The sequence below is a fragment of the Deinococcus metallilatus genome, assembly GCF_004758605.1.
Classification (GTDB): Bacteria; Deinococcota; Deinococci; order Deinococcales; family Deinococcaceae; genus Deinococcus; species Deinococcus metallilatus.
The window spans coordinates 1-26,364 of record NZ_CP038511.1; the positions used below are offsets into that span (position 1 = coordinate 1).

General features: G+C 70.9%; 26 protein-coding genes. 12 read left to right on the top strand and 14 right to left on the bottom strand.

The annotated features are described in order from the left end of the window. Positions 1-14: 14 nt before the first annotated feature. The 3 genes from E5F05_RS03880 (at position 15) to E5F05_RS03890 (ending at position 2,471) form a co-directional block, all read left to right on the top strand. Positions 15-254, top strand: a complete 240-nt coding sequence (locus E5F05_RS03880) for a glutaredoxin family protein (RefSeq protein WP_244944490.1) — start codon at positions 15-17, stop codon at positions 252-254. Positions 255-497: 243 nt separating this feature from the next. After that, a complete protein-coding gene (locus E5F05_RS03885; RefSeq protein ID WP_129117511.1) occupies positions 498-776 on the top strand; it encodes a hypothetical protein in 279 nt (92 codons plus the stop codon). A gap of 354 nt (positions 777-1,130) precedes the next feature. Continuing rightward, the gene (locus E5F05_RS03890) at positions 1,131-2,471 is read left to right on the top strand and encodes a peptidoglycan D,D-transpeptidase FtsI family protein (protein ID WP_103128101.1); all 1,341 of its coding nucleotides are present in this window, start codon (positions 1,131-1,133) and stop codon (positions 2,469-2,471) included. 12 nt (positions 2,472-2,483) lie between these two features. On the opposite strand, the gene E5F05_RS03895 is transcribed toward E5F05_RS03890, so the two are convergent. From E5F05_RS03895 to ccmE, 5 genes are read right to left on the bottom strand one after another with little or no spacing between them, the layout of a single operon-like run. Then, positions 2,484-3,542, bottom strand: a complete 1,059-nt coding sequence (locus tag E5F05_RS03895) for a c-type cytochrome (protein ID WP_103128102.1) — start codon at positions 3,540-3,542, stop codon at positions 2,484-2,486. Beyond that, positions 3,539-4,009, bottom strand: coding sequence for a cytochrome c-type biogenesis protein (locus tag E5F05_RS03900; RefSeq protein WP_103128103.1), 471 nt, complete (start codon positions 4,007-4,009; stop codon positions 3,539-3,541). Before E5F05_RS03900 ends, E5F05_RS03895 begins: the two co-directional genes overlap by 4 nt. A gap of 11 nt (positions 4,010-4,020) precedes the next feature. Then, positions 4,021-4,599, bottom strand: a complete 579-nt coding sequence (locus E5F05_RS03905; RefSeq protein ID WP_103128104.1) for a TlpA family protein disulfide reductase — start codon at positions 4,597-4,599, stop codon at positions 4,021-4,023. Between the two features lie 29 nt (positions 4,600-4,628). Next, on the bottom strand, positions 4,629-6,626 hold the full coding sequence (locus E5F05_RS03910; protein WP_103128105.1) for a heme lyase CcmF/NrfE family subunit: 1,998 nt from the start codon (positions 6,624-6,626) through the stop codon (positions 4,629-4,631). Positions 6,627-6,633: 7 nt separating this feature from the next. Next, a complete protein-coding gene (ccmE, locus tag E5F05_RS03915; protein ID WP_103128106.1) occupies positions 6,634-7,095 on the bottom strand; it encodes a cytochrome c maturation protein CcmE in 462 nt (153 codons plus the stop codon). A 397-nt stretch (positions 7,096-7,492) separates the two neighbouring features. Here ccmE and E5F05_RS03920 point away from each other — a divergent pair, with 397 nt between their 5' ends. Together E5F05_RS03920 and E5F05_RS03925 are read left to right on the top strand one after the other, a co-directional pair. Next, positions 7,493-9,142, top strand: coding sequence for a phospholipase D-like domain-containing protein (locus E5F05_RS03920; RefSeq protein ID WP_241687046.1), 1,650 nt, complete (start codon positions 7,493-7,495; stop codon positions 9,140-9,142). A gap of 745 nt (positions 9,143-9,887) precedes the next feature. Next, positions 9,888-11,825 (top strand): DUF5693 family protein, encoded by a 1,938-nt coding sequence (locus tag E5F05_RS03925; protein WP_221274093.1) that lies wholly within the window; start codon positions 9,888-9,890, stop codon positions 11,823-11,825. A gap of 220 nt (positions 11,826-12,045) precedes the next feature. Here the strand turns inward: E5F05_RS03925 and E5F05_RS03930 are convergent, their stop codons facing one another. The 3 genes from E5F05_RS03930 to E5F05_RS03940 form a co-directional block, all read right to left on the bottom strand. Further along, complete coding sequence (locus E5F05_RS03930) at positions 12,046-12,693, bottom strand: TVP38/TMEM64 family protein (protein WP_103128108.1); 648 nt, start codon at positions 12,691-12,693, stop codon at positions 12,046-12,048. 576 nt (positions 12,694-13,269) lie between these two features. Beyond that, positions 13,270-14,406: an LCP family protein gene (locus tag E5F05_RS03935; RefSeq protein ID WP_103128109.1), complete on the bottom strand. Its 1,137-nt coding sequence runs from the start codon at positions 14,404-14,406 to the stop codon at positions 13,270-13,272. Between the two features lie 165 nt (positions 14,407-14,571). Further along, positions 14,572-15,171, bottom strand: coding sequence for a hypothetical protein (locus E5F05_RS03940; protein ID WP_103128110.1), 600 nt, complete (start codon positions 15,169-15,171; stop codon positions 14,572-14,574). 65 nt (positions 15,172-15,236) lie between these two features. On the opposite strand from E5F05_RS03940, the gene E5F05_RS03945 reads away from it, so the two are divergent. From E5F05_RS03945 to E5F05_RS03965, 5 genes are all read left to right on the top strand, one after another. Continuing rightward, the gene (locus tag E5F05_RS03945) at positions 15,237-16,283 is read left to right on the top strand and encodes a peptidase C39 family protein (protein WP_103128111.1); all 1,047 of its coding nucleotides are present in this window, start codon (positions 15,237-15,239) and stop codon (positions 16,281-16,283) included. Positions 16,284-16,358: 75 nt separating this feature from the next. Beyond that, entirely contained in the window at positions 16,359-16,889 is a 531-nt protein-coding gene (locus tag E5F05_RS03950) for a TlpA family protein disulfide reductase (protein ID WP_103128112.1), read from the top strand. Next, a complete protein-coding gene (locus E5F05_RS03955; RefSeq protein WP_103128113.1) occupies positions 16,876-17,370 on the top strand; it encodes a magnesium transporter in 495 nt (164 codons plus the stop codon). The genes E5F05_RS03950 and E5F05_RS03955 overlap by 14 nt, the downstream gene beginning before the upstream one ends. A gap of 61 nt (positions 17,371-17,431) precedes the next feature. After that, positions 17,432-18,457 carry a magnesium transporter CorA family protein gene (locus tag E5F05_RS03960; protein ID WP_103128114.1) on the top strand — a complete coding sequence of 342 codons (1,026 nt, stop codon included), beginning with the start codon at positions 17,432-17,434 and terminating at the stop codon, positions 18,455-18,457. 142 nt (positions 18,458-18,599) lie between these two features. Beyond that, positions 18,600-18,800 (top strand): hypothetical protein, encoded by a 201-nt coding sequence (locus E5F05_RS03965; RefSeq protein WP_103128115.1) that lies wholly within the window; start codon positions 18,600-18,602, stop codon positions 18,798-18,800. Positions 18,801-19,145: 345 nt separating this feature from the next. On the opposite strand, the gene E5F05_RS03970 is transcribed toward E5F05_RS03965, so the two are convergent. From E5F05_RS03970 to E5F05_RS03990, 6 genes are all read right to left on the bottom strand, one after another. Continuing rightward, a complete protein-coding gene (locus E5F05_RS03970) occupies positions 19,146-19,907 on the bottom strand; it encodes a LysM peptidoglycan-binding domain-containing M23 family metallopeptidase (RefSeq protein WP_103128116.1) in 762 nt (253 codons plus the stop codon). A gap of 187 nt (positions 19,908-20,094) precedes the next feature. Beyond that, positions 20,095-20,577, bottom strand: coding sequence for an SDR family NAD(P)-dependent oxidoreductase (locus tag E5F05_RS21970; protein ID WP_201262714.1), 483 nt, complete (start codon positions 20,575-20,577; stop codon positions 20,095-20,097). Continuing rightward, complete coding sequence (locus E5F05_RS21975) at positions 20,574-20,867, bottom strand: SDR family NAD(P)-dependent oxidoreductase (protein ID WP_201262715.1); 294 nt, start codon at positions 20,865-20,867, stop codon at positions 20,574-20,576. The genes E5F05_RS21970 and E5F05_RS21975 overlap by 4 nt, the downstream gene beginning before the upstream one ends. After that, positions 20,868-22,211: a family 1 glycosylhydrolase gene (locus tag E5F05_RS03980; RefSeq protein ID WP_103128117.1), complete on the bottom strand. Its 1,344-nt coding sequence runs from the start codon at positions 22,209-22,211 to the stop codon at positions 20,868-20,870. A 126-nt stretch (positions 22,212-22,337) separates the two neighbouring features. Then, entirely contained in the window at positions 22,338-22,991 is a 654-nt protein-coding gene (locus tag E5F05_RS03985) for a hypothetical protein (RefSeq protein WP_103128118.1), read from the bottom strand. Then, positions 22,988-23,734 (bottom strand): ZIP family metal transporter, encoded by a 747-nt coding sequence (locus tag E5F05_RS03990; RefSeq protein ID WP_103128119.1) that lies wholly within the window; start codon positions 23,732-23,734, stop codon positions 22,988-22,990. The genes E5F05_RS03985 and E5F05_RS03990 overlap by 4 nt, the downstream gene beginning before the upstream one ends. A gap of 223 nt (positions 23,735-23,957) precedes the next feature. Here E5F05_RS03990 and E5F05_RS03995 point away from each other — a divergent pair, with 223 nt between their 5' ends. Both E5F05_RS03995 and E5F05_RS04000 read left to right on the top strand, forming a co-directional pair. Next, positions 23,958-25,436, top strand: coding sequence for a phospholipase D-like domain-containing protein (locus tag E5F05_RS03995; RefSeq protein ID WP_103128120.1), 1,479 nt, complete (start codon positions 23,958-23,960; stop codon positions 25,434-25,436). Between the two features lie 76 nt (positions 25,437-25,512). Continuing rightward, positions 25,513-26,346 (top strand): hypothetical protein, encoded by an 834-nt coding sequence (locus E5F05_RS04000; protein ID WP_129117512.1) that lies wholly within the window; start codon positions 25,513-25,515, stop codon positions 26,344-26,346. Positions 26,347-26,364 lie beyond the last annotated feature (18 nt).

Consider the following 26,364-nt stretch of genomic DNA (forward strand, 5'->3'; position numbering starts at 1 on the left):
TGACCACGGTCACCGTGTACACGGCGGGCGCCTGTGCGACCAGCCGGGCCGTAGGGGCCTTCCTGACCCGCCACGCCATTCCCTTCACGGAACAGAACATCGACCACGACGCGCAGGCGCGCGCGGAGCTGCTGGCGCGCGCCGACGTCTCCGCGCTGCCCGTCACCCAGGTCGGCGACCAGATCTTTTCCGGCACCTTCCGGGACCAGCGCGAGGGCATCGCCCGCGCCCTCAGGCTGACGGGGGGACGGTGAACGCCGGGGCCAGGGCGACCTCGCCGCAGCGGCCCATGCCGCGAGGCCGCCCATCCCAGCGGCGGCTTCCGCCCACCCATCCGCGGGTCAGCCGAGCAGAACGGATCGGCCCCACCACCCACCGTCGCCCACAGTGCTGAGCCAGCTCCGGCCCCTCACCGCCGTCAGGCCGCTCACGACCTGGGGACGCGGTGAGGGGGTGGCGCGCCGCTCGGCCCACGCCCAGTGTGGGGGAGCCTGCGGGTGAAGGGAAGCGACCGGCACCGGCGGGCCGAGCGGCTGTGCCTCGCGCTCAGCCTGTCCAACCTGGCGGTCGGCGCGGTCCTGGCCTCGGGGGGCCACCTTGGGATCGGTGCGATCTTCTACGTGCTCGGCACGGTGTTGCTCGCGGGGCGGCTGTCCGGCTGGCCCACACCTTCCAACGACGGGTTCCTGGGGCTGATGATCCTCACCCTGCTGCTCAACGCCCTGATGCTGGGGCAGGGGCTCCAGTGGCTGCTCGCCGGGGGCGCTGGGCCGTGACCCGGGGTGAAGAGCTTCGCCTGTTCCATCCGCATGATCACAGGCCTGCTGAACTGACGCTTCACCCGAATTGGGCAGCCCGCCCTCCGGTCCAACCCGACCGGCCGCCGCTCCCGGGGGTGCGTGTCCTGTCATCCTTGGCTCACCGGCCCCCTTCCGCTTGGGAGTGCGCCCCCACGCGGCGTCCCGGCCGCCCCCGCCGGTTCGGCAACCTGGCCACGACACGGCCCGAGACCCGCCTTCCCCCCAACTTCGCCGTGCGGCCCATCCCATGTGGACGGTCCGCCTTCCCTCGCCGGTCCCGGCGAACCGCGTTGTCCTTCCTCGCCCAGGCCCTCCTGAGAAAGACCTTCCATGTCCCCTTACCCAACTCGTGCTGGCTCCCACCGCCTTGGTCGCCGTGCTGGCGTCCTCGCCGCCCTGTGTCTGCTCGCCTTCGCCGTGTTGGCGGTGGCCTTCGCCCGCATCACGGTCCCCGCTGGCCCCCCGCCCCTCCCGTCCACCCGGCCCACCCGCGGGGAACTGCGCAGCGCCGACGGGCGGGTCCTGGCGCACGGCGCCCTGGACGCCCGGCGTTACCCCCTGGGTCCCCTGGCCGCGCCGGTCATCGGTTTTGTGGGGGCCTCGGCCGGGCTGGAGGGCACGGAGCGGGCGATGAACGGGCGCTTGCAGCGCGGTGAGGCGCTGACCCTCACCCTGGACACCCGCGTGCAGGCCGCCGTTGAAGCCGTCCTGAGCGAGGCCCTGAGGCGCACCGACGCCCAGTTCGCGTCGGCCGCCGTCATGGACACCCGGACGGGCGAGTTGCGTGCCCTGGCGTCGGTGCCGGGCTTCGACCCGGGCGCCTGGACGCAGGTCCCGGCTGACCGTTGGCGCAACCGGGCGGCGCTGGACGAGTACGAGCCGGGCAGTGTGGTTAAGGCGCTCACGGTGGCGGCTCTGCTCGACGAGGACCGGACCACACCTGATCAGACGTACGACACCCCGATGTGGCGCCGCCTCGCCGGGGCCACCATCAACGACCTCGTTCCGCATCCTGCCCGGCTCACAACGCGGCAAATCCTGCGCTACTCCAGCAACGTCGGCATGACCCGGCTCGTGGAGGGCGTGCCCCCGGAGTTGCTGTACCGCTACTTCACCGCGTACGGCTTCGGGCAGCCGGTCCGGCTGGGCCTGCCCGCCGGGGACGGCCTCCTGCGGGACCCGGACGCCTGGAGCGCCCTGTCACAGGCCACCCTGTCCTTCGGGCAGGGACTGACCGCCACCACCCTGCAACTCGTCGCGGCCTTCAACGTGCTGGCCAACGACGGGCGGTACGTTCCCCCGCGCCTCTTCCCCGGCGACGTGGCCGGGGCGAGGCAGGTGCTGCGCCGGGAGACGGCGGCCCGCATGCGCGAGGTGCTGCGTGGGGTGATCGACGACGGCATCCGGGGAAAGGCCGAGTTGCCCGGGTACCACGTGGGCGGGAAGACCGGCACCGCGCAGGTGGCGGTGGACGGCCGCTACAGCGGGGAGGTGTTTTCCAGCACCTTCGCGGGCTTCCTCCCCGCGGCGCAACCGCGCTTCACGGTGGCGGTGATGGTGCGCGGGGCCAAACGCGAGTACCAGGGATCGCAACTCGCCGCCCCCATCTTCCGGGACATCAGCTCCGCCCTGCTGTCCCTGTACGCGTACACGCCGGACGAGCAGCGTTAGCCGACGGGGGCATTACTCGCCTTCCTTCTGCCACCGCTCCAGCACGTCGAGGAGGGCGTTCAGCTCTTCGGGCTTCAGGTTTGGGGAGGCGGGCATGGCGCCCTTGCCGTTCACGATCACGTTTTCGAGGGCCTCCCGCGACAGGGTGGCGACCCGCAGGTTCGGGCCGAGGCCCCCGCCCCCGTTCGGGCCGTGGCAACTCGCGCAGTTGGCAGCGTACACGCGCAGGCCTGGGTCGCTCTCGTTCTGCCTCGCGTGCAGGGAGGTGATCAGGTCGTCGGCGTCGCGTCCCTTGGGGTCGAGGGTCCGGTAGCGTTCGAGCGCCGTCAGCGCGTCCGCGTCCTGCCCGAAGCGGGCGAGCGCGAAGCCCAGCAGGAGCTGCGATTCCGGCTCCTTCGGCGCGAGCTGCGCCGCGGTGCGGATCAACAGGAAGGCCTGCCGCGCGTCCTCGGGTGTGGGCTGTGCGCCGGTCTGCCCCGTCTGCTCGCCTCGCGTCAGGAGCAGGATGCCCAGCCGCCGCAGTGCCTCGGGCTGCCGGGGGTCGAGCTTCAGGGCGTTCCCGTACGCGGTCACCGCCTGCGCGTACCGGGCGGAGTCGAAAGCGGCCCGGCCCCAGGCGAGGTACGCGGCTCCCTCCCCGGTCGTCTCGGCCTTCCTGCGCAGGCCCGGCAGCGCGAGCACGTCCCGCACGTCCTGCACCTCATCCGCCCCGAGAGAGGCGAGCTGCCAGCGTGGCACGAAGGTCACCGCCCCGGCGACGGTGACGAGCGCAGCCACCGCGAGCCCCGCCAGCGCAGCGGCGCGCGTCCGCCTCCCACGTTCCCGGGGAGGAGGAGCGGCTGGCAGGGCGTCGAGGGCCCGCAGGATGAGTGCCGCGCGGCGTTCGAGGTCGGGGCGGCGCGACTCGTCGGTCAAATGAGACAATTCCGCGTACAGGCGGTCACGCTCGGCGGTGAGCCGGTGGCGCTCGGGAGCGTCGGGATCAGTGGGCATGCCACCTCTCAGCGGTTGCAAGACCAGCCATAGCGCGGCCAGGAGGACGAGGGCAAAGAGGGTCAGGCCCAGGATCACGCCTGCCCCCCCGCCCGGTCATCCCCCCGGGTCTCACGCCGCACCTGGGCGAGGAAGGGGTCGAAGGGCGCCTCGGTCCCCGCCTCCGGGATGGACGGAGCCGCGACGTTCCGTTTGCGCAACACGCCCCACAGCACCGCGCCCCCCGCCACCAACGCCGCCAGCGGGGCGCCCCACAGCAGCAGGTTGCTCCCCTCCTTGGGCGGGTCGAGCAGCACGAAGTTCCCGTACCGCGCGGCGAAGTAGGCATAGATGTCCCGGTCGCTGCGCCCCGCCACCACCTGCTCGCGCACGTCCCGCAGCATCTCCCGGCTGAGGTCGTTCGTGCTCTCCGTGATGGGCAGGCCCGTGCAGATCGGGCAGCGCAGGTTGGTTCCCAGCCGCTCCGCCCGCGCCTCCTGGTCGGGCGTCAGGGCGAGCGACACGGACAGCAGCAAGCCCAGGACGAGGGCCAGGAGTCCCCACACCCCTGGCCGCCTCACAGCCCCGCCACCCCGATCTTCGCCAGCCCCGCGTTCAGCCGCTCACGGGTCAGGCCCCCCGACGCTTTGTCGCGGATCACGCCCTCACGGTCGATGAAGAACGTTTCCGGAATGCCCGACACGCCGTAATTGATGCCCGTCTGGATGCCGGGGTCGCGCAGGGAGGGATAGGCGAGGGCGTACTCCTTGATGAAGTCGCGCGCATTTTGTTCCTTCGTCTCCTGGAACAGGACCCCGACGACCGCCAGGCCCTGTCCCGCGCCCTGCCGCTCGCTGAGTTCGCGGAACAGGGGCGCCTCCTCCCGGCACGGCGTGCACCACGAGGCCCAGAAGTTCAGGACGACGGGACGGCCCTGGAGGGAGGCCAGGCTGACCGGAGCGCCGTCAAGGCTTTCGAGGGTGAAGGCGGGGGCGGGCTTGTTGATCAGTGGCCCACCCTCCGGGGTGTTGCGCGCGGGGTTCAGCAGCGCTGCACCCAGCACCCCAACGAGCCCCGCCGCAAGCACGGGGGGCAGCAGACGTCGCCACAGGGGAGCGGGAGTCGCGGGTTTGGGGTTCGTTGAAACCTCTGTCATACATCCTCTCTCTTCTTCAGGGGCAAGGGCTAGTCAGTCGCCGGGGCCGTCCGCGCCACGGGCACGCGCACCGTCGCGCGCTTGGGCGGCACGAGCGTCAGCCCGGCCCCCAGCACCACGATCAAGGTGCCCCACCAGATCCACGACACGAGCGGGCTCTCGATCAGCCGCACGCTGGCCCACCGGCCCTGCTCGTCAAAGGCCGTCACGACGAGGTAGGTGTCGCCCAGCACCCCGTAGCGCACCGCGGGCGCGGCGAAGGCGGAGTTCCCGCCCTGCACGTAGGTGTTGAGCTTCGCCTCGAAGGGCCGCCCGTCGATCAGCACGCGCGCCACCTGGGACCGCCCGTAGGGCTTGGTGTCGAGCCGGGTGCCTTGCAGGGCCAGCGTCTCGTTCAGCAGTTTGGTGGGGGCCGCACCGACCTTCAGCGTAGTCTGTGCGTCCTGCCGATAGGCGCCCGAAAAGGCGATCCCCAGGGCGATGACGACCAGCCCGACGTGCGCGAGGTAGGCGCCATAGCGGCGCGGCTGCTCGCGGACGAGGCCGAGGAAGCCACTTCCCCGCCGCGCCGCCGCCCGTTCCCGCAGCGCCCGCGCGGTCAGCAGCCCCAGCCCGACGAGGTTGTACGCTGCGAGCGCCACCGTGCCCAGCACACCCGGGCTCCGCACGCCGAACGCGAAGGCGATCAGCCCCGCCCCCAGCCCCGCCAGCAGCAGGGGTCGCAGCGCCCGCCAGAAACTCTGCCCGTCTGCCCGCCGCCACGGGAGCAGCGGCCCCGCGCCCATCAGCAGCAGCAATCCCAGCCCCAGCGGAATGGCGAAGGCGTTGTAGAAGGCCGGGCCGACCGAGGCATCCCGCCGCCCCTGCACTGCCTCCACGAGGGTGGGGAACAGGGTCCCGACGAGCACCATCACCGCGAAGACCAGGAACAGCCAGTTCCCGGCCAGGAAGGCTCCCTCACGGCTCACCGGGGCGGGCGGGTCGGCCTCGTCGCGCAGGTGGGGCGCACGCCACGCGGCCAGCCCGATCCCCGCCACGAGCAGGAAGGCCAGGAAGCCCAGGAACACCGGCCCGACCGGCCCGCCCGCAAAGGCGTGGACGCTCTGCACGATCCCCGAGCGGTTCAGGAAGGTGCCCAGCACGGTGCTCGCGTACGCCAGCACGATCAGCCACACGTTCCACGCGCGCATCAGCCCGCGCCGCTCCTGAATCTGGACGGAATGCAGGAAAGCGGTGGTCAGCAGCCAGGGGATGAACGACGCATTCTCCACCGGGTCCCAGGCCCAGTACCCGCCCCAGCCCAGCGTCTCGTAGCTCCACCAGCCGCCCGCCACGATGGCGGCGGTGAGAAAGGCCCAGGCGACCAGCGTCCAGCGCCGGGTCACGACGACCCAGTGGTCCGAGAGCCGCCCGGTCACGAGCGCGGCGACCGCGTACGCGAAGGGCACGCTCAGCCCCACGAAGCCCAGGTACAGCAGGACCGGGTGGACGGCCATCATCCAGTGGTTTTGCAGGGCGGGATTGGGCCCGGAGCCTTCCGCCGGAATCTGGCTCAGCGGCGTGAACGGGCTGGCGATGCTCGCGCATACACCCACGAAAAAGAGCAGGCTGACGAACATCGCGCCCAGGGCCCAGGGCCGCAGGGCGTCGCGCCGCAGGGTCAGGCTCAGCACGAGCGCGAAGCCCGCGAGCAGCCACGCCCACAGCAGAATCGACCCGGAGAGTGCTCCCCACAGGCTCGTCACCTTGACCCAGGTCGGCGAGGCCCGCATGGAGTGTTCCGCCACGTACCGCACGCTGAAGTCGTCGCGCAGCAGCGCGGCCATCAGGACCAGCGTCCCCAGGCTCACGAGGGCGAAGACGGCCCAGACCGCCCGCCGCGCGGCCTCGGTGGCCCGGCTGTCGGCCTTCAGGCCACCGACGACGGCCAGCCACGTCCCGCCCAGGGTAAAGGCGAGCGCCGCGAGCAGGCTAAGCTGGCCCAGCGCGCCGAGCGCACTCGACTGGAAGGAAATCAGGTTCAGCATCCGCCCCTCATTGCTGGCTCTGGTTTTCCTGAAGGAGCTTCTTGAGTTCGGCCTGCGTCTGCGGCACGTGGTACTCCTCGGAGTGCTTCACCACGAGGTCGGTGGCGTGGAAGGTGTTGCCCTGGAACGTCCCGCGCACGACCACGCCCTGGTTCTCCTTGAACAGGTCGCTGACCGCGCCGCGGTACTGCACCGGGAAGGTGGCGCCGCCGTCCGTCACGTTGAACTTGAGGTCGAGGGTCTGCGGGTTGTACTGCACGGCCTTCACCAGCCCGCCGATGCGCAGGGGGCGGCCCTCGAACTGGGCGCGCTGCTGTTCGTACTCCGTCGGTGTGACGAAGTACTCCAGGCTCTTGCCCAGGTTCCCGAAGGCGATAAAGGCCGTCAGGCCCACGAGCGCGAGCACGCCCAGCATGGTCGGCCAGGGGCTGCGCCGACGCCGCCTCGCGCGGGGCAGGGGAGTCGTCATCGGCGCTCCTCCTCCCGCAGGGCCCGCAGCCGCAGCCACATCCAGGCGAGGTACGCCCCCAGCAGCACCAGGGGCACCACGTACACCACGATCACGTACCAGGCGTACTTATCCATGGCTGGCCTCTTCCACGACCTCGCTTAATCCTGAAGCCCACCCTGCTCCTGCATAAACGTCTCGCGGCAGAAAAACAGACGCTCGCGTCAATCAGCCCTCCCGTGTGACCATACGTATGAGCACTTGTTCATGCGTACAGTGTATGGGAAACTGAGGCTGGGTTCAGGGGCACCCGTCCCACCCTTGCTCACCCCCAATCCTGCCTGACCAGACGAGGCCCCTGTGCTGCCATGGAAGAAGCCCCATGCGGCGATCGGGCGGCCGCGAGGAGTTTTCACGCTTGAATCCCGGTTCCGTGCATCCGTTGCAGTCGAGTTCGCCTCAGAAGGCGTGTCCTGTTCCCCTCACCCGCTCCGTCGCCTGGGGACTGGCCTGGCTGGTGCTATTGCTGGTTCCTGACGCCCGGCCCGGGGGGTGGGGGCTGGCCTTGGCGGCCGGGTTCGAGGTGGCCGGACCGCTTCCCGCGCCCGACACCGCTGCCCTCGACGGTCTGGGCCTGAACACCTGTCCGGTCCCTCAAGCGCCGCTCGACCGCCTGCTGTTCGAACGGACACGGGGACAGGGCGCGGCGCTGAGCTGCGGGAACCAGGTAGAAGGGCTGTTGCACTTTCCGAACGCGGACCCCGCCTACAGCGCCCAGCCGCGCCGCCCTGGGGGGGCCTTCGACCTGTTGGTGGACCAACTGCGCCGGACGCGACGGGAGCTGCTCATCGCCAACATGATCTGGGACGACGGTCCGGATGCCCCGGGGGCGCGGGTTGCCCAGGCCATCGCCGCCCTGCGGCGGGACGTGGCCGCGTTCCCCGACCGCTACCCGGACGGCGTGACCGTGCGCGTCATGCTCGGCCACTCCATCCGGCTGGGTGACCTCGACCCAGCAGCCAACGCCTACAACGCCGCCCGGCACCTGCTGGACGCGGGCGTCCCGCTGACCCGTGACCCCGTGCCCGGCTGGCGCCTGGAGATCGCCGACTACGCCTACGCCCTGCCCCACAACCACATGAAGCTCGTCGTGCAGGACGGCGAGCGGATGCTGGCTGGCGGGTACAACGTCAGCTTCTTCCACGAGCCGCAGACGGCACCAAGCGGGCGCGGTCTCGATCTGACGGACCTTGCCTTGTGGGTGCGCGGCCCGGTTGCCCGGAACGCGCTGGCGGCCTTCCGCGACGGGTGGACCCTGAGCCAGCGGCTCACGTGCCGAACCCCCCCGTTGCCAGCCACGCTGCGGCGCGAGTGTGCCTTTGAGGTTCGGGCACCACTGCTGCCGTTGGGCTGGGCGGCCCCTGCCCCCGCCGCCGGAACCGCCCGGGTGTATCCCCTTTACCGCCGCCGCGGCTACCAGAATGCCGACGACACGGTGAGTGCCCTCTTCGCGGCGGCGGGCACGAGCATCGACGTGATGCAGTCCCAGGTGAGCGGCACCCTGGGCTGCGTGGGGAAGCTGTCCGAACCGGGCGGCTGCGACCCCGCCTTTCAACTGCCCGTATGGCGCGCCGCTGTCCGCGCGATCCGCGAGCGGGGCGTCACGCTGCGGCTGCTGCTGGACTACGATCCGCTGCTCCAGGCGGAGACGCTGGCCCTGCTGCGCGGCCTCCAGGCCGAGCTGGCGCCGCTGGGGCTGCAAGGGCGCGTGCAAGCCCGTTGGTACGGCACGTCAGGTGGGCTGCACACCAAGGCTGCCCTGATTGACAACCAGATGCTCACCGTCGGGAGCCAGAACCTGCACTATTCCTCCTTCGGGCCGCTCGGCCTGGGCGAGTACACGCTTGCCACGAGCGACGCCGGGGCCATCGACGAGTACCGGCGCATGTTCGCCTTCGAGTGGGCCCGCGCCCGGACAATTCAGGCGCCCTGGTGGCTGCCCGCCGACTTCCGTCCTTCCCCTTCCCGCCCTGAACCGGAACCGGGTGACCGCCCGGGAGGGGAATAGATGCCCTGGAGGACGACCCTGCGGCGGGAAGCCGATGTCCTGACGCTCGCCGGACTCGGGCCGTGCAGAGGGGCTGGGACGGCCGGGACGCCTCCCTCGCCGCTGGGCCCGCTCGAACTCGCGTTGTGGCGGATCACGACCGAGGGGAGCGGGCAGACCTCTCATGCGGCCATGCCTCGCTGGGTAACCTCCGCACGGCTCGGGCCTCCGGCCAGCCTGACACTCCCGTCGCCACGGCGGGGCAGATCCCTCAGGCGCGCCCGGAGGTTTTGCTCACCACGGTGGAGGGGCACGCGGGGGAGGGCCGCCCCGGCTGAACCGTCGCCCTCGCCGTGCGCGACCCGTAGGAGCGGGTGCGGGCTGAACCCGCCGCTCCACCCTGTGGAGCTGGTCATGGCGGGTCTTGACCATCTCGTCCTGCCGGAAACGCCCCTCTTGGATGGTCGGGCCGTAGTTCTCGATGCGGGTGGCAAACATGAGCTGGAGCATCGTCCGTTCTCCTGCGGCGCCCGCGCCCCGACCACCAGCGTCGATGTGGGTGTGACGTCCGGGGCCTCCTCTCCTCCCATGCGCGCGCCGCGGCCACCCCTTGACAGGTTGCGACGGCACGTCGCCGTTGCCCCCCTGGGTTTCAGCTTCAGCGCTGGACGTGACCTGAGCAAGTCACGCTCCTTCCTGTGGACCGCTCGAGCCAGGCTCCTCCGCCATTGATCCGGCCCGCCCGCATGACCCTGTCAGGACCACCATGAGCCACCCTCAACCGACCCCTCACCCCACCTCGCCAGCTTCGGCGTTAAGTCGCCTGCCGCTGCCCACCCGCTCGCGCTTCCAGCCACTGCTGCTCTCGCTGATTCTTCTGGCGCTCATTCCTGCCGGGCTGCTGGTTACCAGCCGGATCGCGTTTGAGAACAGCGAGAAGACGGTGGCGCTCGTCATGGATTACCCGGCGCTCTCACAGCAGGCCAAGGAGACTGGACAGGACCCCGGCGCCCTGCTGCGGCGCTACCAGACGCTGGGCGTCAACGGTGTGGCGGTCTACGAGGATGTCGTGGCCTCGGCCATTCAACGCGGCGAAGCGTATTTCCTGACGGGCAGCGAATTGCAGGCGCGCCATCCCGGTGTGCCCGGCATCAACCCGGAGTGGTCGTACCTGAGGTCCATCAAGCCCGGCACAGTTGAGCGGCTGGTGAGGAGATACGGCTCGCTGGCCAACGCCGGTCCCATCAGTCAGGCCGCGGCAACTGGCGAACTGCTGCCGCCCGCCCGATACCGGCCGCTGCCGACCACCACCGTGACGGTGCGGGGGCAGCCGTGGGTGGGCTGGTCGGTAGATCCGCGCTACCTCCCCGCTGGTCCCAACCTCGCCCAGATCAGGACGTTGCAGGCCAGGGGCTTCGTGGTGGTCTACCGGCCCTACGACGACCAGCGCGTGCGCCAGCCGGGGGCGGACTGGCCGGACGTGCCCTTTCTCTCGTTCACCGGCAGCGAGGTGATCGGCGCGCGCAACCCCAGGGTGTTGGCCGACATCGGGGCGCGGCTGGGCACCCGGGTGCCGACCATCATCGAGAACAGCCCGCAGGCCGGTCTTGAGACCCTGATCGAGGGCCGCACGGCCGCGCGCATGTTCAGCCTGAACCCCAGTTGGCAGAACAACCTGACGCCGGGTGACGTGGCCAGCAAATTCGCGCTGGCCGCCCGCGAGCGGACCCAGCGCATCCTGTACCTGCGGCCCTTCCCGACGCAGGGGGAAACCGAGTATTTTCTGACCCTGCTCGGCAAGCAATTGGCGCGCAGCCACATCCGGGTGACGCGGCCGGTGATCGAGAATTACACGCCCAATGCGCTGCTCAGGGGGCTGAGCATGATCGGGCCGCTCGCCGCCCTGCTGCTGCTGGCGCTGAGCTATCCGCTGCCGCGCGTCGGGCTGATTGTGGGGGGGCTGGCGCTGCTGGGCGCCCTGGGCCTGAACGGCGGGGAGCCCTTTCACAGCCTGGCGCTGGTGGCGGCCATCACCTTTCCAGCACTGGGGCTGGTCTTGCGGCGCAGGCAGCTCACCGACTGGTTTCTCGCCACGGGGTTCAGCCTGCTGGGCGTGCTGTTTGTCAGCGCGCTGGGCGCCGACAAGGGCAGCATGCTGGGCCTCGACCCCTTCAGCGGCGTGGGGTTGACGCTGGTGCTGCCCATCGGGCTGGTGCTGCTGAGCTTTCTGCCCCGTCAGGACATCCGCCGGACGTTGGCCGACCTGTTTGCGGTCAAGCTCAAGGTGGGTGACGTGGTGCTGCTGGGCCTGGCGCTGGCCCTCTTCGCGGTCGCGGTGTCGCGGCGGGGCAACACCTCGGCGGTGGGTGTCAGCGGCGTGGAGGCCAGGATTCGCCAGGATCTGCAAGACGCTGTCATCCGCCCACGCTTCAAGGAGGTGTTCGGTCACCCGCTGCTGTTGCAGGGGCTGTCGGGCACGCTGCCCGGCTCTCTCACGGTCCTGGCGCTGTTGGGCGGCCTGGAAGGGCAGGCCAGCATCCTGAACACCTTCTCGCACTTCCACACGCCGTTTCTGATCAGCACCACACGGGCCCTGATCGGGCTGGGAGCGGGACTGCTGCTCGGCTTGGCAGCCGTCTGGGCCGTGAACCTGGCCCTTCGGCTGTGGAACACGTACGGCGGTTGGAATCCTGGCTGGCGATAAACGTCGCCGACCGCCCCGCCGAGCCGCGCCAGGACTTCTCCCAGTCCCGTGAGGGCCACGCTTCGGCTCGCGTGTGGGCGCACTGTTCCCTGAATCCGTTAGCCGGACGACGAACCAGCCGTGGCGGCAGGGAAGGGAGCGGGATGGGGCGACGATGCTGATTTCGGAGGCTGTGCAAGCGGCGACCCCGTCCGCAACGGTAGCGGGTGTCCTCCCCAGGTCAGCGTACCCCGGTCCCATCGTCCGGCGACCGCTGCTCCAGCCAGCGGCCGACCAGCCAGAAGGCGACGGCCGTGGCCGCGACCGCCCCCACCACCCAGGCTGTCCCGAGTCCACTCGCTGTCGCCCCCGCCCAGGCGTACAGGAAGGCGGACGGCAGCGCGCCCAGCGTGGCCGCAGGGATGACCTGCCGCCACCGCAGGGGCGAGGCGCCCGCCAGCACGGCCACCGTCTCGGCGAGCAGGGGCACCGGGCGCGTGACGACGAGGGCGAGCGGTCCCCAACGCCGCAGCAGGGCCTCACTGCGCGTTCTGGCCCCCGGCGGCACCAGCCGCTCGAGGAGGGGGCCGCCGCGCCGACCGAGCGCGAACCCCAGCAGCGTGGCCCCCACGCTGCCGACGAGCGAGAGCAGGGTCCCCAGCGGGGCGCCGTACAGCGCCCCGTGCGCCAGCATCACCACGCTGGAAGGCACGGGCAGCAGCACGTCCGTCGCGAGCAGGGCCACCCCCACCAGGCCCGCCGCCGCGCCGCCCCGGCGCAGAAAGGGCAGGGGGTCGGTCAGCAGGGGCAGCCCCAGCGCCTCCACCACCACGAACAGGACCAGGAAGACCGCGACGAGCGCGCCCACGACCGCCCAATACTGCTTCACCGCCCACCCCGCGGCAGGAGGCCAGGCGGCATCAAAGGCCCCCCGCCGTTCCGCGGTCCCGGATCAGGAAGGGCTCCTCGCCACCGCGAGCTGCCGGGGCCAGGCACCGGGGACGGATTGGACGGGGTCACGGCCGGTGGCTCCTCATTCAGCACGGGGCAGTATAAGAAGTTGGCGGCTGAACGTCGCGACCGATGCACAGGACCAGTGGAGCGCCACGGGCGATGCGGCCCGGGCAGCACGGGCGTGGTCAGCATTCAAGAGCACCACCCCGATCAGGTCCGGGACGGCACCCATCCACCTGCCCCACCTCGACTGAATGGCACGGGCGCTGTGGTGGTTCCAGGGAAGTGGAACGCCGGGGTGTCCTGCCTGACCGCCCGCCTGTTCGGCGGGGCAGCGGAGGCCGGTGGACGGGGCCGTGACCCGGGTGACACGCCACCTCTTCCAGAGCAGACCTGAAGCCGGAGCTCCTGAAGAGCCTCTCGCGGCCCTGGCCCGACCTCCCTGTGGTCGGTCCTGGCCGGGCACGTTCGGCGGCGGAGCCAGAGGAGCCGGCCCGCCGCGGCGCCCGCTTCACGGCGCCTTCGTGTCGCTCCCCAGGCGCACCGTCACGTCCGCGCCGGGGAGGCCTGCCTCCCGGGTCACCCGCCCATAACCCATGTCGCGCTGCACCGCCGCGGCCGCCTTCCCGCTCACGGTGGTTGGGCCCCCGGCGCGCGGACCGTTGGAGATCACGACCTGCTGGTAGCCCAGGCCCTCCAGCCGCGCCCGGAGGCGCCGGGCACTGCCGTCCGGCGCCCCGGCGTTCACGACCGCGACGGTCAGGAATCGCGGGTCGTTGGGGTCCCGGAACTGCTCCCGGACCAGGGCGTGCAGCGCGGGATGGTCGGCGACCCAGGTGCCACCGTCCCCGAAGGAGCCCGGGAGGGTCGCCGTGTTCACCTGGAGGCCCCCCAGCGCCGCGCCCAGCAGGGCGCCGACCTGCGCCCGGGTCAGGTTCGTCCTCGTGTTTCGGTCCAGCGCCCCCACCATGGCGGGGAGCCGCCACCAGTTCAGCGGGTTCTTGACCCGGTTCACCAGGGCGGTCAGGTAGAGCTGCTGCCGCTGGACCCGGCCGAGGTCGCCCAGGTTGTCCTTGCGAAAGCGCAGGAAGCCCTCGGCCTGCGGCCCGCGGAGGCGCTGACGGCCCGGCTGGAGGTCGATGTGCAGCTTGCCCGCGTTGTCGTCGTACTTCATGCGGCGGGGCACGTCCAGCGTCACGCCCCCCACCGCGTCGGTCAGTGCCCGCACCGCGTTGAGTGACAGCAGGACGTACGCGTCCACCGGCACGCCCGTCAGGTCCTGCACCACCTTGACCAGCAGCTCGGGCCCGCCCTTCACGTTGGCCCCGTTGATCTTGCCCCAGCCGTACCCCGCGAGGTTGACCCAGGTGTCGCGGGGAAGACTCAGCAGGTTCACCCGGCCGCCCGGCCAGAACTGCGCGAGCACCAGGGTGTCCGTCAGGAAGGTGAAGTCCTCCGGGGCCACCGGCCAGGGCCACACCGCCGCGTTCTCCTGGTAGCGGGGCGTCACACCGGCGAGCAGCACGGTAACCGGACGCCCCGCCGCGCGGGGCAGCGCCCCATACCGGGTGAGCGCCGGGACCGCGGGAGCCCCCAGGGCGACGAGGCCCGCCAGAACAACGAGCACGGGCACGGTGAGGCGGCGCACCCGGGCAGTGTAAGCCGCCCCTCCCGGGGCAGACGTCCGGGCGCGACTCCGGGACGGGGGGCCGCGGGGGGAGAGGAGGCCCGCGGCGGTGGGGCGAGCCTGGAGCGGCCGTTCGGCTCCTGCGGCGCGCGGCCCCTGGTCCGGCCCCGGGGAGAACGCGCCCCCTCAGGTGCCCCGTTCCAGCAGGCCAGCTCGGCGCCCGTACTCCTCGGTCCAGCCGTTGCTGAGGTAGAACTGCCGGATTTCCAGCCGGGAGAAGGGGGTGGTCACCACCTCCATCTGCATCCCGCTCCTCGCCTCCAGGTTCAGTTCGTGGGGGTCATACCACACGGTGTCGAACACGGCGTGATGGCGTTTTAGGGCCTCCAGTTCCCGTCCGTCCCCCTCCCGGTAGGGGAGGCGGAAGGAGGACAGGCTGTAGGCGGGGTCCCCCTGCCGCAGGATGACCGCCGCCCGGAGCGCCCCGTACGCCCCCAGGAGATCCGCTTCGGCTGGGAGGACACGCACGTCCACCGCCACCAGCCGTCCCAGGGGGTCATACTTGAGGATGGCCCGCGCCCGGTAGCCCTGCAAGGTGCCCGAGTAGACGGCGTCCCCGTGGGCGGCCTGCCGCTCGAAGCGCCAGCCCTGACGCGTCAGGATCGGGTGGGCCTCACTCCGGTCCGCGCCCCAGGCCAGGTTCGCAAAGCGGAACGCGGCGGCCTCCCCGGTCGGGGACGCGCCCAGCACGGCGGCGGTGAACAGGAGCAGCAGCTTTCCCCGCATGGGGGCACTCTACCGGACGGCACGGGGCTCACCCCAGGGCGGCCCTCACCCGGTAGCCTCGGGCGGTGAAGCGCTTCTGGCTCCCCCTGTCCAGCCTGCTCCTCGCCTGCGCGGCGCAGGCCGCCCCCTACACGCAGCAGACCAGTTTCGGCACGCCCGCGCCCGCCATCCGCGCCGCGCAGGGACGGGCGAGCGGGCCCGCGAGCTGGCAGGCCCTCCCGCCCCTGCGGGCGGGGCGTCTGGAGAGCGCGGCCGTCCCCGTGCCGCCCTTCAACGCGCTGATCCCGAGCTGGAACGTCACGGGGTCCACCACCAGCCCCGTCACGGTCGAGGTCCGGGTGCGCCGCCCGGGCGGCCGGTGGACCCGGTACTTCAGCTTCGGCGAGTGGCGGGCGGCCGGGCCGCGGGCGAGCCGCGCGGTCACGCGAACAGCGGACGGCACGGTGAACACCGACACCCTGGCGCTGCCCTTTCGCGCGGACGCCTTCCAGTTCCGGGTGACGGCGGGGGCGGGCACGCAGGTGCGGCTGCTCTCCTTCAACACGTCCGACACCGACCTGCGCTTCCGGGAACAGGGCGCGGCGGGGCAGGCGGCGGCCTGGAACCGGGTGCTGAAGGTCCCGGGGCTGTCCCAGATGATCTACCCGGAGGGGGGGCCGGTGTGGTGCAGCCCGACCAGCGTCAGCATGCTGCTGGGCTTCTGGGGAACACCGGTGCGCGTCCCGGACGCGGCGGGAGCGACCTTCGACGCGACCTACGACGGCTTCGGGAACTGGCCCTTCAACACGGCGTACGCGGCGACGCACGGCCTCCAGGCGTTCGTCACCCGGCTGGGCAGCCTGCGGGACGCGGAAGCCTACCTCCTGCAAGGCCTCCCGCTGGCCGTCAGCGTGCGCTTCCGGGCGGGCGAGTTGCCCGGCGCGCCGCTCTCCTGGTCGGACGGACACCTGATGGTCCTCACGGGATTTGACGCGCGGGGCAACCCGGTAGTCAACGACCCGGCGGCGCCCAGTGACGCCAGCGTGCGGCGCACCTACCCCCGGGCAGTCTTCGAGCGGCTGTGGCTGAATCACGCGGGCGGGATGGCGTATGTCCTGGCTCCACAGCCCTGAAGGACCTGACTTTCCTGGGTGCTCTGCCCGCACCGGGAGACTGGCTATGCTGAGGGGACCCACCCGGAGGACCCTATGAAGCGTGCGCTCGTTCTGCTTGCCCTGGTCGGCCTCACCGCGCCCCTGCCCGCGCAGGCGGGGGGTGGAACGGGTGCCGTGAGGCGCTCCGCCCCGAACTTCACCTTCACCGACCTGGGCGGAGAGCGGGTGAGCCTGGCCGAGTTGCGGGGCGAGGCGGTCATCGTGCAGTTCGGGGACGTGGGCTGCGCCGTCTGCCGGAAGAACGACCGCCTGCTGCGCCACTACCAACTGGAGTACGCCACCCACGGCCTGGTGGTCGTCAGCCTGCACGAGCGGGCCACGTTGGAAGAACTGCGGCGATACGACGCGGGGTTTACCTTCAGCACGCTCGCGGGACTCGACCCGGGGCAGGCGATTGCGCGCCAGTATCACGCCCTGACGCTCCCCACTACGGTCTTCATCGACCGGGCCGGGTTCATCCGGGACGTGCGTCGGGGCCGCCTGGAGGAGGACGACCTGCTGCGGTCGCTGCAAGCCCTGCTCTCACTCTCAGTGACTGAAGTGGCTGGAGATGGAGGGCCGTGAGATCGACTCTCCCCGCGCCTCCACGGTGCTGCTGTGGCGCAAGCGCATCGGCTGGCTGCCGACCCTGTTCGTGACCACCAACGTCATCGGCCCCAACGACTGCCTGGTCGCCCTGGTGCCCACGCTCGCCATCTCCTCCCCGACCCTGATCGGCGCGGGCGGCAACACCGGCAGCCAGTCGGCCACGCTGGTGGTGCGGGCCATCGCCCCCGGACAGATCCGCGGGCGCGACACCCGGAGGGTGCTGTTCGAGGAGTTCGGGGCGGGCCTCCTGAGCGGCGTGATCGCCTTGCTGCGGACCGCGCTCTTTCGCCGCAGTCAGCGGCTGGCTTGGGCGTTCACCGCGGCATGTGCCAAAACCTGGATCGCCATCTTCGCTGACGTCGTGGGGGCCCTGTTGCCGCTGCGCTTCAAGCGGCTCAAAGACGCGACCGACCTCCTCATCCAGTTCAACGTGGCGAGCCTGGTTCTCCAGGTGTGAGCGGGGGCACGCCACGTTTCTCTCGCCACAATAACCGGGTGCCTCGCTCAAAGGAGTCGCCATGAAGCCCCAAGCCGCCCAGGTCACTGAGGGTGAACACCGTCGCCCCGGTGATCTCCGGGCCTACCTCTTTGACCGCACCGGTGCGGTCAGCATTCAGCTCCACGCGCTGCCCGTTCGTCCGGCACCGGAGGGGGGCTTCACCTGGTTCGATGTGACCGACCCGGGGGCGGAGCACCTGGAGATGCTCCAGGGCCGCTTCGGGCTGCACCCCCTGGCCGTCGAGGACGCCTTGCACGCCCACCAGCGCGCCAAGGTCGAGGGTTACTCCACCTTTCAGTTCGTGGTCGTGCACGGGGTCTCCCGAGGTGACCAGGGCACGCTGAACATCCACGAACTCAACCTGTTCGTCGGGGCGGACTTCGTGATCAGCGTCCGGCACGGGCACGGCTTCGATCCCCAGCACATCCTCGACCGCTGGGAACGGGTCCCCCAGGACTGGCAGCCTGACCCCAGCAGCCTGTTCTACGTGCTCCTCGACGCCCTGGTGGACGACTACGCCCCCTTCACCGACGCCCTGGAGGACGACCTGCGAGACATCCGCCACCAACTGGTCACGCAGCCCGCCCTGGAGGAGGGAGAACTGCGGCGCATCTTCACCATCAGCGAACTGGCCTACGCGGCCCACGCCGTCGCCTTTCCGCTCAAGGACGTCCTGACGACCCTGCTGCGGGCGGGCCCACCGGTGGTGAGCGAGCTGGAGATTCCCTACTTCCGGGACATCCGGGATCATGTGGAGCACGTGGTCGAACGGCTGAATCTGGCCCGCGCGACGGCCGACCGCGCCTTCGACATCTACCAATCGCTGGAAGCCCGGGAGCAGGGTGCGGCCTCCCGGCAGCTCACCCAGGTGGCGACGGTGTTCCTGCCCCTGACACTGGTGACCGGGTTTTTCGGGCAGAACTTCAGCTTCCTGGTGGACCGGCTCATCACCAGCCCCCGGGCCTTCTGGATCTTCGGCGTGGGGCTGGAGGTCCTGGTCCTGGTGCTCACGCTGATCTTCGTGCGCCGTCTTGGGCGGCGCTGACCCGGAGAACGAACCTTTTTTCATGCCGAGCGCCCAGGCACCGCACTCCTGAACCGATGAGCCGCTTCGCGGACCGGGGGACCAGCGGATGGACACTCGACGGCGAACAGGCGGAAGCTCACGTCTTCACGCAGGGTTGCCGATGACCCTCCCACGATGGGCGCGGTTCGTCCAGGTGGCAGCCCTCCCGGTGGAGCCTGTGACGCACGTGGGCCTGTTGGCACTCGGCAACGGACTGGGAGGCCTGTTCCTGCTGCCCGGCGTGGTGGTGTCGTGGATGCACCGGCGAGGGTGGCCGTTGCGTTTCTTCGACCTGGGGTGCATGGAAGTCGGCCTGTCCTGACGCGGTGTCTTCTGGCCGTCGTCCTGAGGAGCTGGCCTCCATTCGACCGGGAGAGAGGACGTGGCCACGTCACTCCGGGTAGGATGGACAGGAAACCGGCTTGCCCCCACAGAACCGCTCGTTCACCGACACCCACAGGCCGGAAGTAGCCTCCGAGTTCATCGTTGCGGGCGCCTTTCACAGCGGCGTGACCGCACGTCCCTCACCGCAGAGGTGGCCTGTTCTTCCTGGGGTCTTCCTGACCGGGGGTCCACGCTCCAAGTGGGCAACGGCCCCCTGTCTTCCGGCTTTGAAGCGGCGTCCTCAGGACCTCTGGATGGGGGAATTGGGCCCCGCGCCCCGCCTTCACTGCACGCCCGAGGGGTTGACCGCCTGCCCCTCCCGGTACAGGCGGTAATCGACGTGGGCCCCAGTGCTCTTGCCGGTGCTGCCGACCCGCGCGATCACGTCGCCCGCCCTCACCCGCGCGCCCACCCGGACGAGGTTGGCGCTGTTGTGGCTGTACCGGGTCCTGACGCCGCCCCCGTGGTCGAGCACGACCGTCCAGCCCCACCCGCTCCGGCTGTCGAAGCGGGATTCCACGACCGTGCCGGGCAGCGCGGCGCGGATGGGCGTCCCAGCGGGGACGGCGAGGTCGAGGCCCGGGTGGGCGGCCTGGTAGGGCGTGGTGACCCGGCCCTGGACGGGCAGCGCGGCGTTCACCCGGATGGAGGCCGCGCGAACCACCGCGGTGGTGGAGGCGCGGGCCAGGGCCGGAGCAGGCAGCGTGAGGCGCTGCCCCACCTGGAGGGGCAGGCGGGGATTCAGCCCCCGGTTGACGCCCAAGAGGACCCCCAGGGTGATGCCATGACGTTGCGCGATCATGGACAGGGTGTCGCCCCGGCGCACCGTCCAGGTCCGGGTGGGTGCGGCGGGCAGGCTCAGTGCGGTTCCCACCCGTAGCCGGTTGGGGTTCACCCCGGGGTTGGCGCGCAGCAGAGCCTGGGTCGTCGTGCCGTGCCGCACCGCGAGGCGGGTGAGGGTATCCCCCGGTTGCACGGTGACGGTTGTGGCGGCAGCGAGGCTGAACATCAGGAGCGTCAGCGCGGTGAACAGGTGATTACGCATGAACGAGCGGCAACTTATCAAGGTGTACTAAAGCTTTGATGAGTGAGCAAGAATGCAGCCAACCTGTCATGAGGACGCAAGCAGCTCGGCACCGGCCGGGACGCCTACTGCCCGCCCCTCCTCCCGGATCAACCGCTGCCAGGAGGTACCGCGGCCGGACCCTCCAGGTGCCTGTTCACCGCAGGCGTTATGGGCGGTCGAGGCGTCCGCCGTCCACGACCAGGGCCGCGCCCTGCACGACCCTCGCGTCGTCCGAGGCCAGGAACGCGATGGCCGCCGCGAGGTCGGCGGGCTGCCCCACGAAGTTGGGGTCAATCACCTCCACCCCGCTCTTCACGTTGGGGTTCTCCCGCAGCATCGGTGTCTCGATGGCGCCGGGCAGCACGGCGTTCACGCGCAGCCCCCTGGCCTTGCCCTCCAGGGCGGCGGGGCGGGTCAGGGACACCAGGGCGGCCTTGGCAGCCGCGTACGGCGCGACCAGCGGGGAGGTCTCCACGGCATGGACGCTGCTCACGTTCACGATGGCGCCGCCCGGCCTCATGTGTTCGAAGCCCTCACGCACGAAAAAGAACGCGCCCAGCAGGTCCACCCCCAGCACCCGGCGCCGGTCCTCCGCCTCCAGTTCCAGGATGGGCTTGAACGTCATCAGTCCCGCGTTGTTGACGATCACGTCCAGCCCGCCGAAGCGCCGAGGGTCCCGGCCACACAGGCGCGCACCTGCCCCTCGTCGGAGACGTCGCACCGCACGGGCCAGGCGTCGGGCGCCCCATCCGTCTTCACCGCCTCGGCGGCCTGCCCGGCCCGGTCGAAGTCAAGGTCCGCCAGCACCACCCGCGCGCCTTCCGAGCCGAAGCGCCGCGCGGTCGCCAGGCCGATGCCGCTCGCGGCCCCGGTCACGATCACCGTCTTGCCCGTGAAGCGGGCCGGGACCCGCACGACAGGCTGAGCAACGTCACTCATCTACGCTTCTCCTTTCGACGCCAGGCGGTCGCCGGTGACGGCCGCCTCGGCCATCCCGTAGGTCGCCTCGCGGGCGTGGGCGTGGGTGCGGGCGAGGTCCTGCACGGCCGCCGCCGCTGCACCGTCCTGCTGGCTGGGTGGGAACACCGGCAGGGTGAGCGCCGTACTCTGCGTGGGCAGCACTGCCCGCCACTCGCGGATCAGGTCCCGGTACGCCTGTCCCACCGGCCGGAGGTTGCGGTCGAGGTCAGAGAGGCCCAGCGGGTTGACGGTGCCATTGTTCTCGCGCAGGGCGCTGTCCCAGTCCACCTGATCGGTCAGGGAGTACCAGGTGAAGCCCACGATGGGCAACCCGTCGTTGCGCACCCGCAGCACATTGGCCCACTCCTTGCGCAGCCACTGCACCGCCTCGTCCCCGTTTGGTCCCTGGTTGAGGTTCGTCTCGGTGTGCATGATCGGCAACCCGTACCGGTTGTAGTACTGTGCCGTGATCACCGAGTAGCCGTAGATTTCCCCGGAGGCCCGGGTGTTCCCGTCGGGTTGCACCAGATGCTCGTTGGTGACGTAGTAGTCGTTGCCCATGATGCAGTGGTGCTTGAGTGTGTTGTCGAGGAAGAAGTGGTACTCGTCCCGGGTCATGCCGTGGTCGAGCAGGTACTCGTACATCTCGCTGGAGACGCGGTGCCCGTAGTTCAGGTCGAGCGACAGGAAGCGCACCTGGTTGAGGAACTCGGCCCGGCCAATGGACTGGGGGTTCTGGGCGTGGAAGTACTCGCTGGACTCGCTCTGCACGAAGATCGCGTCGGGCCGGACCTGCAAGATCGCGTGCATGGCGAGCACGTTCGCCCGCACGATGTGCTTGAGGGCCGTGACAAAGGCGAGGTCGGTGGTGAGCTGCTCGTTCCACCAGCCGTACTTCGCGGAGAACAGGGCGCAGATGTACATCTCGTTCACGGGGGTGTAGAGCTGCACCCAGGGAAACCGCAGGGCGAAGGCCCGGGCGTAGCGGGCGAACTGCTCGGGGAAATCGGGGTTCTGGAAGTTCCCGATCCAGTCGGGAACCCCGAAGTGGCACAGGTCGGCGATGGGCATGAGGTCGCACCGCCGCAGGTCCCCGAAGGTCTCGTCGGCGAAGGTCCAATCGTAGCGATCCGGCCCCAGCCAGACGCGGTGCAGCGGCGGGCCGTAACGCAGGTGGGTCACGCCCAGCTCCTGCACCAGGTCGAAATCCCGCCGCCAGAGCTGGTAATGGCGGGTCTTGTCCATCTCGTCCTGGCGGAAGCGCCCGTTCTGGATGGTGGGGTAGGAGTTCTCGATGCCGGTGGCGAACATGAAGTAGAGCATGGTCGGTTCTCCTGTGGGGTCAGCCCGCTGCGAGGGCCAGCAGCAGCGCGCCGTCGCCGAAGGTACCCAGAGCGAAGGCCGAAAGCCGCGCCTGCTGCTGGGCGGGGCGTTCCTCCTTCAGCACGCTCAGCACGGCCTCGCCAGCCGGAAACGCCTCCAGGGTCGCGGAGGCGAGTTCGGAGAGGTCGGTGAGCTGCCGCAGGTCCCAGCCGGCGAGTGCGGCCAGCGCGAGGAGCCAGCGTCCGCGCCGGTCAGAGTTGGCCTGGTGTACAGCGTGCAGGCTGTGGTCGTCTGCCACAACCTTGAGGGCGAGTGCGACAAAGAACCGCCCAACCGCCCCAGGGAGAGCCATCCGCGCGTGTCGGCCCGGTGGGCCAGCAGGGAGGCGATCACGAAGTTGTCCAGCGCGTCGGTGGGGAGGTGCATCCAGAAGACGCGCTCGCCGGGCGCGCCATGGCCGATCGCCGCCCGCTGCTGCGCCCGTAAGGTCTGAACCAGCCGCCCGACGGCGGAACACAGCACCAGGCTGACGAACGCGATCACGGACACGTGGTGGCCGGGAAGGCCCAGCAGCGTGCCCCGTGGCGTCGCCCCGAAGACCTGCTGGCTGTCCCCGAACTCCGGCAGGATGCGCAGGAAGATGAACGCGACGGCGAGGCCCCCGGCGGCCGAGAGCAGCCGGTTGCGGGGCACACCGTCGGGGACCCGCAGGGCCGGCGAGAGCAGGTGAATGGCCGCAAAGCCACTCCCCAACAGCAGGGAAGCCAGGAACAGCGTCACGCCCCGGCTCCGGGGAGCAGCAGCTCGACCAGGAAGATGGCCAGGAAGCCCGCGAAAAAGGTCGCCGTCAGGAGCGGTGTCTCGGTGACCTGATGCGCCTCGGTGAGCAGTTCCTCGGTGACCAGGTACAGCAGGGCCGCCGCGGCAAAGGACAGCACCACCGCCAGCGCGAAGCCGGACAGCCCCGCGAACAGCAGCGCGCCGATCAGGACACCGACCGCCAGCGCGAGCGCGAACAGCAGGGTGACGCCGATCACCCGGGCGCGGGTCACCCCGGCGCGCCCCAGGGCGGCGACGGTGGACAGGCTGAGGAACAGCAGTTCCAGCGTGAGGGCCAGGGTGATCAGAAAACCGGCCTGGGCGTTGGTGCCCGCACTCACGCCGATCAGCAGGCCGTCGATCAGAATGTCGATGCCCGTGATGAGGGCGAGGCCGGTCGCGTTGCCCGCCCCCCCTTCTTCCGGCGTCGGCCCCGCCCCGGCCACGGGTTTGAAGAGACGTTCCAGCCCGAGCATCAGCACCACACCCAGGGCAAAGCCCAGCAGGACACCCAGCGGCTGATGTTCCTGCTTGATCTCGGGCAGCAGTTCACCGGCGACCGCCGCGAACACCGCGCCCGCCGCGAAATGCTGAAACGCGCTGCGCCAGCGCTCACCCGGAGGGCGGAGTGTGGCCAGGACGCCGCCCAGGACGGTCGTGCCCGCCGGGACAAGCACAAACAGCAGCAGCGAGAGGGCTCCCATCACGTCACCTCCACCCAGAAAAGCCCCCCAGGGGGAGTCCCCGCGCGCGACCCGGTCACGACGGGTGAACCTCCTGGTGGTCGAGCCTGGCCCCGTCGCGTGCGGGCCGCCAGGCCCCCTCACGTTGCCGGGTGCGGGCAGGCCCAATCCAGCCCTTCAGCTCGCCGGATTCTTGAACGTTTGTTCATACGTGCGGAGGAATGGCGGCGTATCGTCTCAGGCGGTGAGCGGTCTTTTCTTCGCCTCGCGCTGGCTTCCGGCGCTCCTGCTGGCTGTGGGGGGGCTGGCGGACGCCTCCGAATTCCCGATCGGGCTGGGCGGCGTGCCCCCGACCCCCAACCTCAATCCTTTCGGCCTGTCCTGTTCCAGGCCGGTCGATCCGCTGGAACTCGCGCTGTGGCGCGTCACGACCGAGGGGGGGCGCCCGGACCGTTCGTGCGGGAACGCGTTCACGGGCTTCCTGCGAACGCCGCGCACCGCCACACAACCCGATGCCTTTGACGTGACGGCGGACCAGATCCGGGGGGCGCGGGCGGAGGTGTTGCTGACCAGCATGGAGTGGCAGGCGGGCGAGGGGCGTCCCGGCTGGACCTTCGCGCGGGCCCTGCGGGACCTGTACCTGAAGGTGCGGGCAAATCCCGCCGACTACCCGCAGGGCATGACGGTGCGGGTGGTGCTGGGGGGGTTTCCAGACCTGGGGCGCCCCGACGGGGCCACGCAGCCGTTGGAACTCGTGCGGGACCTCACGCGGCTGGGCGTTCCCCTGAACGACCCGGCGGCGGGGTGGCGGCTTGGGGTGGCGAACTACCGCTACTTTCCGCACAGCCATGTCAAACTCCACGTGATCGACGGCCAGGACGTGACTGTCGCCGGGTACAATTACACCGCCTGGCACCTGCCGGACACGGCGCCGGGCGGGAAGGGCCTGCACGACCTGGGCCTGCGGATGCGCGGGCCAGCCGCGCAGGACGGCGTGACGGTGTTCAATGACCTGTGGCGCAAGGCCCAGCAGGTGCGCTGCCCCCCGGAAGTGACGGCGGAGAACCTCTTCCAGGCGTGTACCCTCGGCCCGGCGGAGCCGCCCACCCATCCGGGCGCGGCCCGGGTGGTCACCCCCGCAGGGGAGGCGCGCGCGTTCCTGCTGTACCGCCGCCCGGGGTTCGACCAGGCGGACCGGGCGATGGTGGCGCTGTTCGGGGCGGCGCGGCAGCGCCTGGACCTGATGCAGGCGCAGTTCAGCCCGGGGTATTCCTGCTGGTGGGCGTACCAGAATCCTGACGCCTGCCCGGTGAGCGAGTGGCCCGTGTACCTGCGCGCCGTGCTGGGAGCGATGGAGCGCGGCGTGAAGGTGCGCGCGCTGATGGTGGACTACGGCATCGACCGGGCCCCGAACCGCAGCGGCGCGGCCCTGCTGCGGCTGGAGGCGCGGCGCCGGGGGCTGGAGGACCGCTTCGAGGCGCGGTATGTCACCTTCCCCATGCACACCAAGGCGTTGACCGTGGACGGCCGGATGGTGGTGGCCGGGAGCATGAACCTGCACTTCTCCTCGTGGGGACCGCTGGGCCTGAACGAGACGATGCTGGCGACCACGGACCCGGGGGCGGTGGCCCAGCAGCAGGCGAGCTTTGAGGACGTGTGGGCCACGCGCAGCCGCGAGGTGCCGCAAGAGTGGTGGATGCGCAACGTCCCGGGGCGGGAATGACCGGCAGAAGCAGGGCCCCAGGGGAAATCTGACGTCGTCCCCGGAAGCGGACCGCCGGGAAGAACCGCTGCCTCACGTGCCCTTCCCTGAGCGCTGGCTCAGGTATGCTGGAACGGTGGCGCCCGCGGAGACGCACCTCGACTACCACCTGCCCCAGATGGACGGGGAGACCCGGGCCCGGGCGGTGGCACGGATGGTGGCCAGGCTGCCCGGAGCCCGGAAGATCGAGGCGGATGGACGCCAGCACCGCCTGCGGCTCTGCCTGGACGAGACGCAGACACCGCGGGCCGTCCTGGAAAGCAACCTGCTGCTGCTGGGGTACGGCGTCTGTGCCCGCGCCGGTGAGGTCCCCCTGCCCGGCATGCTCCATGCCAGCCTGGACACGGCCTGGCCCGAGCTGACGCCGTCAGGAGAGGGCCGGCCTGGCCACCCCCCGAGCGGTGCGTGGACCGGAGCACACTCCCCGCCCACCGCCAGGCGACGGAACCGGCCGGGGGTGGCCCTCTCCTCCAGGGGACTGGCGGCCCTGGTGGTCCTCACCACGGGCCTGGGCTTCTCGGCGGCGCGGACCTGGAGCGGCGTCGCCGGGCACCCGTCGCCCTGGCCCGCCGCGCTGATTGGCCTCGCGGTGGCGGCCGGCCTGCTGCTGATCGCCGCGCTGTTCTCCCGGCGACGCGCGTGGGGCCTGGCGTGGCTGCTGTCCTGGCTCGCCGCGGGGGTGCTGGGAGACGTGGTGGGCACGCTCCTGGACAGAACGGCCGAGCGAGTCCTGGCACCCTTGCTCGCCCCGCTGGCGCGCGGCCCGGGCGGGATGGACCGGTTCGGGACCGATCTCGCTGACCTGCTGGTCCTCGGGGGCGTGGTGTGGCTGCTCGTCGTGCTCGGGCGGCGCCACCCGGGCAGGGGGTAAGTCCAGGGCGCGCCGGAC